Consider the following 18,058-nt stretch of genomic DNA (forward strand, 5'->3'; position numbering starts at 1 on the left):
TGTAGTCGTCGAACGTCACTTGGTCGCCCGTGATGGACGTCATGGTGATGTCATGGAATTTCATCTCGACGACCGTAGTGGGTCGATGGCCGACCCGCACCTGATGCTCTCGGCGCGGCGGTGTCCGATGACGTCTCGATGACGCGTCGGTCGGCACGGTGATGCCGTGATCGACGTGACGACCGAAGCCCAGGTGAGCGGTGCGAACAGGGCCGCGGTCGCCGGTCGAGTCCACCCACGCGCGGCCGGCTCCGGCGAGTCGGGGAACGCGATGTGATGCCCGGGGTAGTGTCGCCAGCGAGTGGTCGCCACCGGAGGGAGGTGAGGATGGCCCGACCGTTTCGCTTTCAGCCGCCAGAGCTCGCAGACTCCGTCGCGATCCGAGCGGGCGTCCAGGCGACGCTGGCCGGACGATTCGATCGGCGCGTCACCGTCGTCAGAGCCGGGGCGGGGTTCGGGAAGACGACGGCCTTGGCGCAGGCGTTCGAACAGAACCGTCTGAACCCGCTGGGTGCCGACATCTGGTTGGGCTGTGAACCGGGCGATGCCGACGCAGCACAGTTCGCCGGGGCGCTCTCGTCGGCGTTCGATCTCGACGAGACCCGCCTGCCTGCTGATGTCGTCGGAGCCGTGGTCGAAGCGATCGGGAGTCGGTCTCCAGCGGCGGTCGCCCTCGTCCTCGACGACGTGCACCACCTCGTCCCCCAAGACAATGACGGGGCATCGGGAATCGTCGACGACCTGATCGATCGGCTACCGACCAACGGGCATGTGGTCCTCGCGGGTCGCACGATGCCGCCGGTCGCGCTGACGCGACTGGAGCTGACCGGACAATGCGTCACCATCGGCGAGGCCGACCTGGCGCTCGACGACGAGCAAGTGGCAGCGCTGCTCGGGGCCGCACCCGACGGCGGAGTCGAGTTCGGAGGTTGGCCCGCGCTCGTGCAACTCGCGCGCTCCGGTCGCGCACGACGCTTCGTCGACGAGGAGGTGTTGCGGTGGCTCGACGACGACGAACTGGCGGTGGTCAGGACGCTGGTCGAGTTGGGGGAGTGCGACACGTCGACGCTCGACCGACTGACCGGTGGTGACACGGAGCGCTTGCTCGACGCCCTCCCGATGGTCGCCCGTCGAAACGACCGATGGGAAGCGCACGATCTGTGGTCGGACCTGCTCGGCCGCCAGCCCGATGACACTGTCGTCGAGTTGCGGTGTCGAGCGGCTGTACTCGCCCTCGACGATCGCGCCGGGTCGAAAGCGGTGGAGGTGCTGCTGCCAGTGGCCGATCGTTGCGGCGACGTGCTCGACTCGGCGCTGCGGACGGCGCTGCTGGCGAGCGATCACCTCGACCCGTCGATGCTGCGGCGTTGGAATCAGGCACTCGGCGGGTCGAACGGCGACGCCGTCGATCCGGCGGCAGGCCCGGGCGAGGCGCCGGACGCGCGGAACGTACCGGCTGGTGCCGATGCGCTCGACGATGGTGCGCGGCATCCGGCGCGCGAGCTGCTCGCGGGGTTGGTGGCCCGTCTCGACAATCCGGGTGGGGAGGAGTGCCAGCGCCTCCTGCGAAGTTCGGCCGAGCGCTTCGATGCGCTCGGTGACGCGCCGGCCAGCGTCGCCGCGCTGTCGTCGCTGGCGTACGCCTACCACGCCCGCCGCGATGTCGAAGGGCTGATCTGGGCGTTCGGTCGTCTCGGAGCGCTCGCCGCCGACGGTGTGGCCGACGCGCTGCCGTACCCGCTGCTCGCGGGAGCGATGGTCGCGACGTCGGCGTCCGATCCGGTCGAGGTGCTGGAGCACACCGAACGGCTCGTGGCGATGTCGCTGCCGCGCGAGATCCGGGCCATCTCCTTGTGGTTCCACGCGAATGCCCTCCAGAACCTCGGCCGAGACTCGGTGGCGGCAGCGGAGGAGTGTTACGAGATCGGCCTGCCGCTGCCGGGCATGGCGATGATCCACACCGGTGCGCGCTGGCGGGCCGGCATGGTGCGCGACCTGATCGAACACCCGACGCAGCCACTCGATGGGGAACGAGACCGGTTTCTGTCGGCGACCTGGCTCACCCCGCTGTACGCGACGCTCGGTGACCTCGACGAGGCTCGCAAGCACCTCGCGATCGTCGAGACGTCGGCCGGAGACATCAGCCAGTGGCAGACCACCGGCAGCGTGGCCATCCCGAAGGCGACACTGGCGTATGCGGAAGGTCGCCTCGACGACGCGCGTGCGATCGCCCGCGAGTTCCTCGACGTCACGCCCGAGCGAGGGCAGGGGCACTTCTATCGCCAGTTCGCCATCGGGCTGCTGTACCCGCTGGTGCCCGAGACTCGGGCGTGGTTCGATGCGTGCGCGTCGGACGATCCCGAGCGGTTTGGACCGTTCTACCGACGTGACCACGACCTCGTCCGGGCGTTGGTCGCGGTCGACGAAGACGGAGATCCCGAACCGCTGCGCGCACTGGAGTTCCCGTCGACCGCCGGCGAGATGATGCCATCGCTCGGACTGCTCAACGGTTCGACGCTGCTGGCGTGTGCGGTCGGTGTGGGCCGAACCGACATCGACGATCTGGTCGACGACTTCGTCGACCTGCACGGTGTGCGCGCCCGCGAGCGCTGGCACACCCTCGTCGAGCACCCGACCGCTGAGGTGGCGGCGGGGGCGCGTCAGCTCGTCGAGTCGATTCCGGTCAGACCGGCCGAGCAGCGTCGGCTCGCCGTCCTCGGTGACACGCGATTCTCGATCGGTGGCGTGGCGGTCGACTCTGCCGATTGGCGCAGGGAGCGCGTACGCGCCTTGCTCACGTATCTGGTGCTTCATCCGAACTGCACTCGCGAACAGGCGATGGCCGCGCTCTGGCCCGACTCGGCCGACGTCTCGGCGCGACGAAATCTGCGGTCGACGCTCAACGTGTTGCAGGCGGTGCTCGAACCCGAGCGGGCGGGAGGCGATGCGCCCTTCTTCGTCCGGTCGAGCGGACAGCGGCTCCGTCTCGTGCTCGCCGACACTCGTGCCGACGGCGCCACCGACGGGCTGCTCGTCGACGTCGACGACTTCGAAGCGCAACTCGACGAAGCCACACGCCTCGAGCGCTCGGGCGTGTCGTCGATGTCGATCGCCCACTATGGCCGCGCCGTCGACGCCTACCAGGGCGACCTGCTTCCCGAGTGCTTCGACGACTGGGCGGTGTTCGAGCGCGATCGACTCCGCAGCCGTGCCGTGTCTGCAGGGGTGCGCCTCGCCGAGCTGCTCATCGCCACCGGCGACCCCGACGGTGCCGTCGACGCGGCGTCGCGAACGCTCGTGATCGAGCCGTGGTCGGAACCGGCGCACCGTGCGCTGATCGCGGCCCACCTCGAACGAGGGGACGTGGCCGCTGCCCGCCGGGCGCTCGACACGTGTTCGGCGACCCTCGCCGACTTCGGCGGGCCGTCGGAAGCAGCGACGATGGAGCTCACCCGTCGGCTCGCTCGTCGCTGATCCGCGCCACGCTGCGTCGTCGGCCCGTTCTGAGCGGATAGCATCAGCGCAGCTCATGTCCGACGATCACAAACCCTCGATGGACCGCTCTCTGCGTGCGGTCCATCATCCTCCGAGTCCGCGATGACTGAAGTGCTCGGGTTAGTCGGCGTCGTCGCGCTGATCGCCGCGAACGGCTACTTCGTTGCCGCGGAGTTCGCGTACGTCGCGGCGCGTCGTCAACGGTTCGCCGAGGCGGCAGCAGAAGGCGACCGCAAGTCCGCTCGGGCGCTCGACGTCCACAAGCGTCTGAGCTTCATGCTCTCGGGTGCCCAGCTGGGCATCACGATCACGTCGCTCGTGCTCGGTTTCATCGCTCGTCCGGCCATCGCCGGCGTCATCGAAGGGCCGCTCGAAACGCTCGGTGTGCCCGAGAGCAGCGCCTTCGGCATCTCGCTCACGATCGCGTTCGTCATCGCCACGATCGCGCAGATGGTGTTCGGCGAACTCGCTCCGAAGAACCTGGCGATCGCCAAGCCCGAGCCGGTCGCCCGTGCGGTTGCTCGTTCGACGCTGCTCTTCATGAAGGTGGCGAGCCCGCTCATCAAGCTGTTCGACGGGTCGGCCAACAAGCTGCTCCGCATGATCGGCATCGAACCGGTCGAAGAGCTGCACGGCGCGGTGTCGGCCGACGAACTCGACCTCATCGTCGATTCCTCCGCCGAGAGCGGGCACCTGACGATGTCGCAGGCGGCGCTGCTCGAACGTGCCATCGACTTCGGTGAACTCGAAGCCTCCGACGCCATGGTCGCATGGAACAAGGTCGACACGATCGACGGCACCGCCAACGCCGCGGCGTTGCGCGATGCGATGGCAACGAGGCGCTCGCGCTTCCCGGTGGTCGATGCCGACGGCAAGGTGCAGGGCATCGTCCACGCGAAAGACCTCCTCGGCGTCGACCGCAACGAGTACGAGACCACCGCGGTGGCAACGCTCATGCACGACGTGATCGCCGTGCCCGAGGCGGCCAGCCTCGACGCAGTGCTCGTGCAACTCCGCACGCACTCGACCGAGATGGCGCTGGTGATCGACGAGTACGGCGGCCCCGCCGGCATCATCACGCTCGAAGACATCGTCGAAGAACTGGTCGGCGAGATCGAAGACGAGTACGACCCCACCGAGCCGATCGAGCAGGTCGAGGTCGCTCCGGGCGTCTGGAACATCGCTGCCACGTCACGTCCCGACGAGATCGAGCGGGCAACCGGATTCCAGCTGCCCGACGGGGAGTACGACACGGTGGCCGGCCTGGTCCTCGACCGTCTCGAACGCCTCGCCGAGGTGGGTGACGCGGTCGTCGTCGACGGCGTGCGTATCGAAGTGCTCGCCATCGACGGATACGGCATCGATCAGGTGATGCTGCAGATCGATCCCGACAGTGACGACATCGAGGGCAACGAGACCGACGCCGCCGACGAGCACGGAGATCACGAATGATCGCCGCACTCCTCGCTGCCGAAGAAGGCATCACCGTCAACTGGCTCTCGCTCGCGGTGGCCATCGTGCTGCTCGCGCTCAACGGCTTCTTCGTGGCCGCTGAGTTCGCGCTGCTCGCCTCGCGCCGGTCGCGCATCGAACAACTCGCCGCCGACGGCAACGCTCGCGCCAAGTCGGCGCTCCGCGGAATCCGTGAACTCACGCTGATGCTCGCTGGTGCCCAGCTGGGCATCACGATGTGCTCGCTCGGCCTCGGTCTCGTCGCCGAACCTGCGGTCGCGGCCATCATCGAAGGCGCGTTGGGCGAGTGGTTCACGCTCTCCGACACGGCGACGCACATCATCGGTTTCACCCTGGCGCTCTCGCTCGTCGTGTTCCTGCACATGGTCGTGGGCGAGATGGCTCCGAAGTCGTGGGCGATCTCGCATCCCGAGGATTCGGCGATGAAGCTGGCCCGTCCGTTCCGGATGTTCGTCACCATCTTCCGTCCGATCATCTGGTTCATGAACACGATCGCCAACGGCGTGGTTCGCCTGGTCGGCGTCGAGCCGCAAGACGAACTCGCCATGGCGCACTCGCCCGACGACCTCCGTCTCCTGCTCGACGAGTCGGCCGGCCACGGCGGGTTGGCGGCGACCGAGCACGAGTTGCTCACCCGCTCGCTCGAACTCTCCGGGTTGACGGCAGCCGACGCCATGACCGTGCGTCGCGACATCATCGCGGTGTCGTCCGATTCGACCGCCGACGTCGCCGCAGCCGAAGCACACCGCACGGGGCGGAGCCGGATCATCGTCTTCGAAGGTGATCTCGATCACGTCATGGGCTTCGTGCACGCCAAGGACCTGTTGCGGCTGCCGCACGGCACGTGGGCGAACACGGCGGTGGGCGGCCTCGCTCGCCGTGTGATGGTCACCCCCGAGCATCACCGGGTCGAAGATCTCCTGCTCGAGATGCGCACCGAACGCCAGCATGTCGCGCTCGTCATCGACGAGCACGGCACCGTGGTCGGCCTCGTGACGCTCGAAGACGTGATCGAAGAGCTCATCGGTGACTTCCACGACGAGTCCGACCACCGGCTCGGCGACTGCGTCAAGCTCAGCGACGGCACGTTCCGCGTCAACGGCACGTTGCGCCCCGACCAGTTCGAGGAGTGCACCGGCGTGCCGCTGCCCGAAGGGGAGTGGCAGACCGTGGCGGGCTATGTGATCGCTGCGCTCGACGAGATCCCCAGCGTCGGTGACCGAGTGTCGACCGAGATCGCCGAGTTCGAGGTGCTGGCGATGGACGCCTATGCCATCGACTCGCTCCGCGTTCGCATCACCGTCTCCGGCTGATTGCGCGGCGGCGAGAGGCGAAGGGGCTGGCCTCCTGCAGCGGTCGGCGAGGGGCCGACCGGGGTCGTTCGGCTTCGTCGCTTCCACTCGAACGTCGACGAGCGTGAGTGATCGGGTTAGTGTCCGCAACATGTCGATTTATCGGACGCGTGGACAACGAGCGATGGGGGCGGTGGCGGTCTTCGGAATGGCGGTGGGCGGTTTCGGCGGCGTGGTCGGCGCCGACTGGGATCAGGAGTACGACTCCGCCGATCCGGTCGACTCCTCGGGCTTCCTCGACATCGCGGCGACGCCGGATGGTGAAGCGTTCGTTCTCGGTCACCACTCGGGTGACTTCGAATCGCTGAGCGCCGGACTGCAGTACTCGCCGTTCGTCCAGTTTCGGGATGTCGACGGCGATGTGGTCTGGACCGAGGGACTCGACCTCGACGAGACGTGCACCTCGATGACCCCACGTCAAGGGACGAGGGGCATCACCGTCGATGTCGAGGCCGTCTTCTCGTTGACTACCTGCTCGGGCGATCACCTCGTCGTCGCCGACGCTGCCGGAGTGGTCGCCGTTCGCACGTTCGAGCGCGACGTCGATGATCCCGAGGCAGGCCCTGTCGACGGGATCTTCCTGGCGGGCGTCGACCCGACAGGTGGGGCTCACGTGCTCAGCGCCGAGTCACGCATCATCGACGGTGGGTCCGACGAGATGATGGTGACCCAGTTCGACCGGACGCTGGCCGTCGACTCGATGACCTCGGTGGCGAGCCACGTTCTCGTTCCGCCGGCCGGGGAGAGGCCGAGTGGTGTGCACGTCGATGCCTCGGGGGCCACGCTGATCCTGAGTTCGACGCGACCACCGCTGGCACACCTCGAAGGGGAGAGCACGCTGGTACGCGTGTCACCCGACGGCGCGTCGCTGACCGGTGCGAGCATGGGTGCGGTCGAGTGCGGCCGCGCCCGGATCATTCGCGCCGCGGACGACGTCGGGGTGCTGAAGTGCCGTGAGTTGGCTGAGCGGGACGAGTTCGGCGAACGGAATGAGTACCGGCTCGACACATACGGGCTCGATGACTTCAGTACGCCCAGTTCGTCGTACGTACTCGACGCTGCCAGCGCGAATCCGCAACTGATCTCGATGTTGGCGTACGACGAGGTGACACCGTCGACCGACGGCTCGGTTCTCGGAACCGGCTACTCCCGGCAGTACATCAGGGTGACGGGTGACGACCCGAGCTTCTGGGTCTACGCCGAGTTCGCTGATCCATACGCCCATGAGGACGGGCGGCTGCAGCGATCGTTCGATTCGATCGGCACCGACATCGTCGAGGTGGGCATCGTGGATGCGCCGTACGACGGCTACTACGAGGACTACGCCGTCGCTCGACTCGTCGAGGCGCCGCACGCGTACATCGAACGGACGGCGTTTCCGAATCTCACGGCGATCCAGTCGGCTCGATATGTCGACACCCGACCGACCGGTTCGACTGTCGATGGCGGAGAGAGCGACACGGGGCGGTTGCGCGCTGGGTCGGTCACCGAGTTCCAGATCGCCGGGCGAGCAGCGATCCCCGACGGGTCGGTCGCCGTCTTCGCCAACCTCACCGCAGTCAACCCGTCCGGCAACGGCTACCTCACCGGGTTCCCCTGCGGAGGCTCGCAGCCTGACGCCTCGTCGCTCAACTATCGCGGTGGAACCACCGCGGGCAATCACACCTTGGTCCCCCTCGACGACGCAGGAGCGCTGTGCGTGTACTCGTCAGCCGAAACCGACGTGGTGATCGACATCGGTGGCTTCTATGGCGTCGGCGACGAGTTGGGGCCCGTGACGCCCGCTCGTCTGCTCGACACTCGGACGAACGGCACCACGATCGACGGGCTGGCGGTCGGCGGAGGACAGCGGGCCTCTGGCGTCGAGATCGAGGTTCCGGTCCACGGACGCGGCGGCGTACCAGACGAGGCGACCGAGGTCGTCGTCAACCTGTCGGCGATCTCGAGTTCAGGCGTCGGGTTCGCCGTCGCCTACGCGTGTGGCGGAGCGATCGGGGGAGTGTCGGCGATCAACTACGCCCCCGGTGCGGTGTCGAACAACCTGGCGATCGTCGAGATCGGCGACAACGGGTCGATCTGCTTCAAGACTTCCCGGCCCACCGATCTGACCGTCGACGTCACCGGGTGGCTCGGGGAGGATTCGACGCTCGACACGTCGTTCCAGTTCCGGGCGCTCGACACTCGCGCGTGGGTCGGCCAGGAGATCCCGCCTGACCTGCCGGAGTGGGAGCGTGACTGTTGCCGCATCGACCCGGCCGACGTCCAGTCGATCTACCTCGGCGACTACTTCACTGGTCGACCAGTCGACGCTGCATTCGTCAACGTGACCGCGATCAACCCCTCGGCGAACGGCTTCGTGTCGATCTTCCCGTGCATCTACGAGCGGGAGGACCTCGGCCGGACCGAGACGTCGGTGCTGAACTTCTCGGCGGGGGTGACGTCGGGGAACACCGCACTCGTCGGCGGCATCAACCCGTCGGAGGCCGCGGAGTTCTGCGTCTACTCGTCCGCCAGCACCCACCTCGTCATCGACGTCATCGCCCAAGGCTGAGTCGCGGTGCGGCGCTCTGGTCGGGATCCGGCCACGTCCAGTCTGGTCGGGAAGGGTTCCTGAATCCGGAACTGAGGCGGACCAGACCAGAGCCGGCCGAACCTCGGCGCTGTACGAACATCTGTTCTGGCGGTACAATCGTCGGGATGACCGACACTGTTGACGCTGCGGTCGACGGGGGCACCACACCCGTCGCGCCCGGCAAGATCGAGCAAGACCTCTCGTTGCTCGGCGGCGACATCCAAGCCGAGAACTACGGCGCCGACGGCGACCAGGTGTTCAAGGTCGTGTCCGAGTTCGAACCCGCCGGGCATCAGCCCCAAGCGATCGAGGCGCTCGCCAAAGGCGTCGAAGACGGCGAGCGATTCCAGACGCTGCTGGGCATCACCGGGTCCGGCAAGTCGGCCACCATCGCCTGGACGATCGAGAAGACCCAGCGGCCGACGCTGATCCTGGCGCCCAACAAGTCGCTCGCCGCGCAGCTCGCGCAGGAGATGAAGGAGTTCTTCCCGAACAACCGGGTCGAGTACTTCGTGTCGTACTACGACTACTACCAGCCAGAGGCGTACATCCCGTCGAGCGACACCTTCATCGAGAAGGACAGCTCGGTCAACGACGACATCGACCGACTTCGCCACTCCGCCACCGCAGCGCTGCTCACGCGACGCGACACCATCGTGGTGGCGTCGGTCTCGTGCATCTACGGCATGGGCAACCCGGAGGAGTACCGGGGCCACCTGCTCGACCTCAACGTCGGCATCGACTACGACATGCGATCGATCCTGCGCCGACTGGTCGACATGCAGTACGACCGCAACGACATGACCCTCGGACGCGGCAACTTTCGCGTGCGAGGCGACACCATCGAAGTGCACCCGGCGTACGAAGAGAACGTGCTGCGCATCGAGATGTTCGGCGACACGATCGAGCGGATCACCACGATCGACCCGCTCACCGGCGAACAACTCCGCGACCTGCCACGTGCCTACGTCTTCCCGGCCACTCACTACGCCACCAGCGCCGAGCGCCTGCAGACAGCGATGAGCAAGATCGAACACGAGCTGCAGGTCCGCCTCAAGGAGTTCGAAGACAACGATCAACTGCTCGAAGCGCAACGCCTGCGCATGCGCACCCAGTACGACCTCGAGATGATGAGCGAGGTCGGCTACTGCAACGGCATCGAGAACTACTCGATGCACATGGACGGTCGTGAGTACGGCGAACCGCCGTTCACCCTGCTCGACTACTTCCCCGACGACTTCCTGCTCGTCATCGACGAGAGCCACGTGGCGGTGCCGCAGCTGCACGGCCAGTACGCCGGCGACCGCAGCCGCAAAGACATGCTGATCGATCACGGCTTCCGCTTGCCGTCGGCGCGCGACAACCGCCCGCTCACGTTCGAAGAGGTGCTCGAGCGGATCAACCAGGGGATCTTCCTGTCGGCCACGCCATCCGAGTACGAACTCCGCGTGTCGACCAAGGTCGTCGAACAGGTGGTGCGACCGACGGGCCTCATCGACCCCGAGGTCATCGTCAAGCCCACCAAGGGACAGATCGACGACCTCATGGAGATGGTCAACGGTCGCATCGCCAACGGTGATCGTGTTCTGGTCACGACGCTCACGAAGAAGATGGCCGAAGACCTCACCGACTACCTGCTCGAGCAGGGGCTGCGGGTCCGCTATCTGCACTCGAACATCGACACGATCCAGCGCATCGAGATCCTCCGCGGACTCAGGCTCGGGGAGTTCGACGTGCTCGTCGGCATCAACCTGTTGCGAGAGGGTCTCGACCTGCCCGAGGTGTCGTTGGTGTGCATCCTCGACGCCGACAAGGAAGGATTCCTGCGGTCCGAGACCTCGCTCATCCAGATGATCGGCCGAGCGGCTCGCAACGTGGCCGGACAGGTGGTGATGTACGCCGACAAGATGACGCCGTCGATGACGGCAGCCATCGAGGAAACGCAACGGCGTCGCGACTTGCAGATCGCCTACAACACCGAGCACGGCATCGACCCGACCACCATCCGCAAGGCGGTGGGAGACATCTTGGAGATGCTGCACGGCACGAGTGGCAAGACGCCGGTGCCGGGCCAAGACCGCCGTCGCCAGCGCGAACGCGACAAGGTCACCGAAGAGCTCAAGAACCTGCCGCAGCAGGAGCTGCAACGTCTCATCCAGACCTTGGAAGAGGAGATGCACGCGGCATCGGCCGACTTGAAGTTCGAGTACGCAGCCAAGCTGCGTGACGAGATCAACGACCTCCGACGCCAGATCACCGACGCCGGTTGACCGGAGTTGGTTACATCGCTCCCGGAGCGATGTAACCAGGTTGGCGGCAGCGGAGACGCGAAACCGGCGGGCCGCATTGCTGCGACCCGCCGGTTGTCGATCACGGAGTGATCCGAGTGGTCAGCGTGTGATCATGCGTCGACGCTCGTGGCGGTGACGAAGCTCAGCACGTCGATCGTGTAGTGCGCCGTCGCCGACGTGAACAAGCACACGTCACCGTCGTCGGACAGATCGACCAGGGTGGCGTTCGAGATGTTGACGCCCGCCCGGTAGTTGAGCGACGCAGCCACGGGCGGCGTCTCGGTGCACGGGTACAGCGTGGCGTATCCGACCGCAGCGGGGTTGATCGCTGCGAGGTTGACGACGACGGCGATGGCGTCGTCCGGAACATCGCTGCGCCCGGCGATCGGCACGGAGATGAAGTGACCCGCATCCACTTGGCCGTCACCCTGAGCGATCCCGTCGACGGTCACCTGGCCGGTGCCGGTACGGGTCTCGAGCAGGCGGCTCGGGTTGAGGGTGCCGACATCGGTGCCGGGTGAGGCGTAGCCGATGACGTCGATGGTCAGGTCGGTCGCATCCTCGGAGAACACACACAGCACGCCATCGCTCGACAGTGCGACGAGCGTGGTGTTGGAGATGTTCGTTCCCGCCGTGTAGTTGAGCGATGCCGCAACCGGCTGCTCGGAGTCACACGGGAAGAGGGTGATGTACCCGGTGTCGGTCGGGTTGACCGCCGCCACGTTGACCATGGCGGCCACGGCGTCGTCGGCGACGCCGGCGCGACCGGCGACCTGCACCTCGATGGTGTTGCCGGCGGTGATGGCTCCGTCGCCCTGCGAGCGACCGTCGATGGTGGTGAGACCCTCGCCGATTCGCGTCTCGAGCAGTCGAGCCGGGGCGACGAAGTCGATGCGACTCGTCACCGGCATGTAGCCGACGACGTCGAGCGCCAAGCCCGTCGTGTTCGACGCGAACGCACACACGTCGCCGTCGTCGGACAGCTCGACGAACGTCGCGTTGGAGATGGAGACTCCCGCTTCGAAGTTGAGCGATGCCGCCGTGGGCACCTCGTCGGTACACGGGTACAGGGTGACGTATCCGTTGCCGCTCGGGTTGATCGCTGCGATGTTGACCATTGCACCGACCGCATCGGCGGTGACGTCACCGCGCTCGGCCACCGGAATGGTGATCGAGGTACCTGCCGGAACCGGACCTTCGCCCTGGGCGATGCCGTCGATGGTGACGTTGCTTCCGGTTCCACGGGTGTCGAGGAATCGGGCCGGGTCGACGGCGATCAGGTCGCTGTACGGGCTCACCGAGATGGTGAACGTCGTTTCCGCGGTCTGATCGGCAGAGTCGGTGGCCGTACAGGTGACGGTGTTGTCACCGACGGGGAACTCGGTTCCGGAAGCCGGGGTGCAGACGACGGTCGGGAGAGTCTCCGTGTCGTCGTCGGCTGCTTCGGGAAGCGGGTACTCGACGGTGGCGCTACTGGCGCCCGGTTCGGTGACCACCGAGATGTCGTCCGGTGTTGCCGGGAACGTCGGGGGAGCGTCGGGCGTGGGCCCTTCGCCCTCGGCGGGGTCGTGCGTGTTGGTCACGTTGGCCGGGGTGCTCGGCACACCGTCGGCGACGGTGACCGGCGAACCGGTGATGTCGACGGTCCACTCGGTGCCCGGATCGGTCTGCGTCACGGTGTAGTCGCCGTGGTACAGATCGCTCCAGGTGAGCGTTTCGGTCGAGGAGCCAGCGAGCTGGCAGTCGGCCACCACGTGGCTCGGGCCTTCGATGCAGATCTCGAATGTCTGAGCTGCGTCGGGGGTGACGCCGTTCCAGTCGACCGTGTTGACCACGTCGAGTTCGTTGGCGCCGGGGCAGTCGTCGAGGACGAGGTTGCCGGTGCCGGCGGGGCCGTCGAGCCACGGGCAGACCGAGACGTTCAGCGACACGGAGTCGCCGGTGCCGGGGCCTTCGCCGCTCGGGCCGGACGCATCGCCCCACCAGTTCTCGATGGCGTTGGTCTGGCTGAGGGTTTCGTTGATGACGCCGGCGACCACGTTGCCGGTGATGTTGTTACCCGACACGATGACGTCGGTGGGCGTGGCGTTGTTCTTGCCCGGCTCACCGAACCGAATCCCTCGCTCGTTGCCGGTGATGTCGTTGCCGGTGATCGTGACTCCGGTCAGTTCGGCAGGGTGTGCACCGTACGTGCCGCCGTCGTCACGAGCCTTGATGGTGAGGCCCGTGCCTTCCTCGACACCGAGACCGTTGCGGTCGAATGTCGAGTTGACGATCGTGATGTTCTGGTAGGTCTCCTCGCCCTTCAGGTTGATGTCGAAGCCGGAGTTCCACTTGGCGTTGTAGAACGTCGTGTCGAGTCCGTTGTTGACCACCGTGACGTTGTCGAAGGTGGTGTCGGAGAGCTTCTCGACGTAGATGCCCTTGACTTCGTTGTTGCTGAACGAGGTGTCGGTGACCTGCACGTTGCTCACGTTGCTGCCGCCCGGACCCCAGTCGCCGTGCTTGGCGAAGTACCAGCCGTAGACGAGGTCGTCGAACGCCGAATCGGTGATGACGACGTCGGACAGCGAGGCGTTGGTCGAGACCTTGAGGCCGACCTCGGCTTCGTAGGCGGCACCGGAGTTGGTGCCGATCACCTTGACGTTGTCGAACTCGACGAACTGGACCGGAGCCGGACCGTTGACGTTGAAGCCGTACTCGCCGACGGGCTCGAGGCGGAGGTCTTGGAACAGCAGCGGATCAGCGGCGGACTGACCCGACGCCTGGATCGTGACGAGCGCCTCGTTCGCGCTCTTCTGCAGGACGGTGTTGCTGGCCTCGCTGGATCCGCTGCCGGAGCCGATGATCTTGACGTGTTCGTCGACCACGACGTTGCCCTGGTAGGTGCCGGGCAGCACGCGAATCGTGTCGCCGGGTTCGGCGTGGTCGACCGCTGCCTGGATCGTCATGTCGTCGAAGCCGATCGTGCCGACCCAGAAGTCGCCGGTGGCCACTTCGTTGACGTACGACGACTCAGGGTTCGTCAGCGCGAGGGCGAACTCGATCGCCTCGCTGCGCGTGTTCTGGTAGAAGGTGAACAGTTCGCCGCCGGCGCGGTGATCGTCGTTCGCCACCGTGTAGTCGAAACCGTTGACGGTGAGGTTCGTGACCGGTGCCGGGTTACCCGGATCGTTGTAGTTGCCGGTCTCGACGTAGACCGGGTTGGCCTCGCCGAAGCTGTTCGTGCCCTGGATCGTGACGTTGTTCGAGCCGATCGAGTAGTAGCGGCCATAGGTGTAGATGGCGAGGCCGCCCCAGGCGTTGTTGCTGGTCGTGACGTTCTCGAACACGATGTCGTTCGAGTCGGTCGCCGAGAGACCGTTGCCGCTCGGGACGTCATGGACTTCGACGTTCGTGATGAGGCCGCCGTCGACGCCGTTGAGGTCGATACCGGTGCGCTTGCTGTTGTTCACCACGACGTCGTCGACGGTGATGTTGGAGAGTCGGGTCGGGGACGACGACGAGATCTTCAAGCCGTACGTGCCGGCCGGGTTGCCGGTGAGGGTGAAGCCTTCGAGCGTGACGTCGTCGGCGGTGACCGCGACGCTGTAGCTGGCGTGAGCGCTCGCGTCGATGGTGACGACGTCGGAGCCGGCGCCATCGAGCGTGAGCGGCTTGTCGACGTCGAGACCGTCGGGCACCGGGTAGGTGCCTGCGGCGACGATGACGTTGCCGTTCGGGTCGACGCGATCGATGGCGGTCTGGATCGTGCGCAGTGCATCGGCCGGGCCGGTACCACCATTCACGTCACTGCCCGTCGCAGCATCGACGTAGCAGTCGGTGGTGCACGGTGGTGGCGAGCTGGATTCGAGGCTCACGTCGTCGATCAGGAAACCGAACCCCGAGGTGGCCGGGGCGGCTGTCCCGGACACGCGGAAGAGCAGCGAGTCGACCGTCCGAGGCTCCGGGGGTTCACAGTTGCGGAAGTAGTCCTCCCACGACTTCCCGGTGTGCACCAGAGTTCCGTCGACGAAGACCTCGACGACGTCGTTGTCGACGCCGTCGTTGAAGCCCATACGGAGACGAGCGGTGTGCACAGCGGTGCGATCGAGCCCCGTCGCGACGGTCGTGAAGACAAAGTTGTCGAGGTCGGCGCAGGTGCCGCCGAGTGTGGTGTCGTAGCCGTAGTAGCTGACTTCGAGGCCGGTCGGCGTGTCGGTCATGCCGAGCCAACCCATCCGGCCGCCATCGCCGCGATCGGGGCTGACGACGACGGAGAGTCCGGGCTGTTCTGCACCGGGGGCGGCCGAGGCGAAGCTCCACTCGGCTTCGAAGCTCGTCTGGCGCGGACCGGTCGACTTGCCGCCGTTTTCGGCGTCGGTCTCGCCTGCCTCTTCGGTGAGCGGCTTGGAGAACGTCTGGTCTCCGAACCCACCGCTCGTTACGGCGTTGGAGATCCGGAGGCTGCGATTGCCGAGCGACGGGTGTGTCGCGCTGGCGTCGACGACTTCGACGTCATACGGCCCGCTGATCTCCCATCCGTCTTGTCCGTCGACCGAGCCGAGGGCGAACGATTCGAAGTCGCTGCCGACTGCGTCGGCCGAGGCGATCGGGGTGTTGATGGCCGTTGGTATGGCCAGTCCGGCAGCCGCCACGGCGAATGCCGCGACGGATTTACTGAGTTTCTTCATGGGTGTCCTTCCGCTGAGACGGGTCATCGTGGCATGGCGTGGACAGAGAAATCAAACGAAACACAGACCCTTTTGTGCACTTTTTTGCGCCAGTTCTTCCTGAGTGTGGTAGAGGAACGCAGAGCGTGTTCAGGTGGCCGCGGCGCAGCGTCTCGGCTTGACGATTTACTGTTCGTCGACCGAACGACGAGACCGAAGATCAGGCCGACTCCCAGCGTGCAGTGCGTAAGGTGCGACGATGCGCGAGCTGCACGATCTGGCCGAGTTCGACCGGTTCGTCGAGACGACGGAGCGTCTCGACGGCGTCATCGTTCAAGGGGTCGACCTGTCGGAACGACTCGACGTGATCACGTCGTTGAGCTGCGTCGGAGCGACCTTCCTCGGTTGTCGGCTGACCGGGGAAGCGCTCGAGCACGTGATCGGAAGCGGTGCCGTCGTGTTCCCCCGATTGCCCGACCTGCCGTTCGATCCCTATCGCCCGCGCCTCTACGGACAGGGTGAACTGCTCGATGGTTGGATCCCGGGCGACCCGCGCTCGTTCGACGAGGACGCGCTCGATTCGAAGATCTATCGCTGGGCCTCACGACACGACAAGGGGTCGAACATTCCGGTGCTCGACGCACTAGCGCAACGCCTCCACGATCACGCGATCGACGACGCATTGGGTGAACACCTGGATGGCCATCCTGACGTGGTGGCAGTGATGGGCGGCCACTCGATGACGCGGACCGACCCGGCGTTCCGAACCGTTGCCGAGCTCGGGCGAGCGATGTCGCGCGAAGGATGGCATGTGGCGACCGGCGGCGGCCCCGGCGCGATGGAAGCCGCCAACCTCGGTGCATGGCTCTCGCCGTACCCCGACGAAGCGCTCGACGCCGCGCTCACGCTGCTTGCCATCGAGACCGACTTCCACCAGGCCGACCCGTACTTGCGCGCCGGGCAGTCGGTGCTCGACGCGTTCCCCGACGGAGCAGCCAGCCTGGCCGTGCCCACGTGGTTCTACGGACACGAGCCGACGAACCAGTTCGCCACGCTCGTCGGCAAGTACTTCGCCAACTCGATCCGCGAGGACGGTCTTCTGGCGATCGCCACGCGAGGCGTCGTGTTCTCGCCCGGTGCCGCAGGGACGACGCAGGAAGTGTTCCAGGACGCGACACAGAACCACTATGCGGTCTTCGGCAACGTGAGTCCGATGGTCTTCCTCGACAGTGGCTTCTGGCGAGATGACCTGCCGGCCGAACCACTGCTCCGCAAGCTCGCCGGTGATCGCCCGTACGCAGCCCTCATCGGCGTGGCCGACGATGCGGCCGAGGCGATGGAGTTCCTGGTCGCCCACCCGCCACAGAACGTCTGAGCAGCGCAGCCGCTCGTCGTCGGCAGCGCAGCGCGTGCCGGCGTCAGCTTCGAGCGCGGCCGTCGAGTCGCTCGCCCGACCTGGTCGTCGGCGCGTGCGACTTCTCTCGGTACAGGTCGGCGTCGGCACGCCCGAGCGTCGCGTCGATGCTGGCAGCGGGGGAGTGCAAGGCGAGACCCACCGAACAGCGCGCCCGCGCCGTCGACCCGTCGGGGGCAGCGAACGCGACGTCGCCGAGTGACGCCCTCAGCTCGTCGGGGGCGGTCGGGTCGAACACGGCGGCGGCGAACTCGTCTCCACCGATGCGAGCGACGACTGCACGTGGCCCGGCAGCGTGCTGCAGGCGCTCGGCGACCTGTCGGAGCAACTCGTCGCCGGTCGCGTGGCCGAAGGTGTCGTTGACGAGTTTGAACCGATCGACATCGACGATCGCGATCGACAGCGACGAGGCATCGGTGGGGTGCAGGTCGCGCATGGCGTCGAAGAAGCCTCGTCGGTTGAGGAGCCCGGTGAGCGGGTCGCGGCGCGCGAGTTGCTCGAGATCCTGACGTGCTGCCGAGAGTTCGTCGATCACCGTCGATGCGGTGCCGAGCGCCGTGGCGAACTGCACGCTGACCAGCGGTGCGACGATCAGCGGGATCAGGAACGGGAGGATGAGCACCAGGTTGTAGGTGTCGAGCGCTTCGTCGATGCCGTAGACGCCGAAGATCAGCGAGTAGCAGAGCAGGCACGAGACGACGCACGAGAACGCGGTCGAGACGAGCACGACCTTGGCGGTGCCGCTTCGGCGTTGCCACAGCGCGAGTCGCTGCTGGAATCCTGAGAGCTCGTACCCCACAACCAGGTAT

8 protein-coding genes are annotated in these 18,058 nt (G+C 66.5%); 6 read left to right on the forward strand and 2 right to left on the reverse strand.

All coding sequences use genetic code 11. The features are described 5' to 3' along the window. Nucleotides 1-327: 327 nt before the first annotated feature. The 5 genes from YM304_RS10735 (at nt 328) to uvrB (ending at nt 11,162) form a co-directional block, all read left to right on the forward strand. The gene (locus YM304_RS10735; RefSeq protein ID WP_015441706.1) at nt 328-3,474 is read left to right on the forward strand and encodes a BTAD domain-containing putative transcriptional regulator; all 3,147 of its coding nucleotides are present in this window, start codon (nt 328-330) and stop codon (nt 3,472-3,474) included. 123 nt (nt 3,475-3,597) lie between these two features. After that, nucleotides 3,598-4,947, forward strand: coding sequence for a hemolysin family protein (locus YM304_RS10740; RefSeq protein WP_015441707.1), 1,350 nt, complete (start codon nt 3,598-3,600; stop codon nt 4,945-4,947). Next, a complete protein-coding gene (locus tag YM304_RS10745) occupies nt 4,944-6,281 on the forward strand; it encodes a hemolysin family protein (protein ID WP_015441708.1) in 1,338 nt (445 codons plus the stop codon). The genes YM304_RS10740 and YM304_RS10745 overlap by 4 nt, the downstream gene beginning before the upstream one ends. After that, the gene (locus tag YM304_RS10750) at nt 6,238-8,871 is read left to right on the forward strand and encodes a hypothetical protein (protein ID WP_154723408.1); all 2,634 of its coding nucleotides are present in this window, start codon (nt 6,238-6,240) and stop codon (nt 8,869-8,871) included. Before YM304_RS10745 ends, YM304_RS10750 begins: the two co-directional genes overlap by 44 nt. 146 nt (nt 8,872-9,017) lie before the next feature. Continuing rightward, nucleotides 9,018-11,162, forward strand: coding sequence for an excinuclease ABC subunit UvrB (gene uvrB, locus YM304_RS10755; protein ID WP_015441710.1), 2,145 nt, complete (start codon nt 9,018-9,020; stop codon nt 11,160-11,162). 131 nt (nt 11,163-11,293) lie between these two features. Here the strand turns inward: uvrB and YM304_RS10760 are convergent, their stop codons facing one another. Next, the gene (locus YM304_RS10760; RefSeq protein ID WP_041298197.1) at nt 11,294-15,856 is read right to left on the reverse strand and encodes a right-handed parallel beta-helix repeat-containing protein; all 4,563 of its coding nucleotides are present in this window, start codon (nt 15,854-15,856) and stop codon (nt 11,294-11,296) included. Between the two features lie 238 nt (nt 15,857-16,094). Between YM304_RS10760 and YM304_RS10765 the strand changes: the two genes are divergently transcribed. Next, on the forward strand, nt 16,095-17,210 hold the full coding sequence (locus tag YM304_RS10765) for an LOG family protein (RefSeq protein ID WP_015441712.1): 1,116 nt from the start codon (nt 16,095-16,097) through the stop codon (nt 17,208-17,210). A gap of 43 nt (nt 17,211-17,253) precedes the next feature. Here YM304_RS10765 and YM304_RS22410 read toward each other — a convergent pair whose 3' ends face one another. Further along, nucleotides 17,254-18,048 carry a GGDEF domain-containing protein gene (locus YM304_RS22410; protein WP_015441713.1) on the reverse strand — a complete coding sequence of 265 codons (795 nt, stop codon included), beginning with the start codon at nt 18,046-18,048 and terminating at the stop codon, nt 17,254-17,256. Between the last annotated feature and the right edge of the window lie 10 nt (nt 18,049-18,058).

It is taken from the genome of Ilumatobacter coccineus YM16-304 (genome assembly GCF_000348785.1).
In the GTDB taxonomy this organism is placed as follows: Bacteria; Actinomycetota; Acidimicrobiia; order Acidimicrobiales; family Ilumatobacteraceae; genus Ilumatobacter_A; species Ilumatobacter_A coccineus.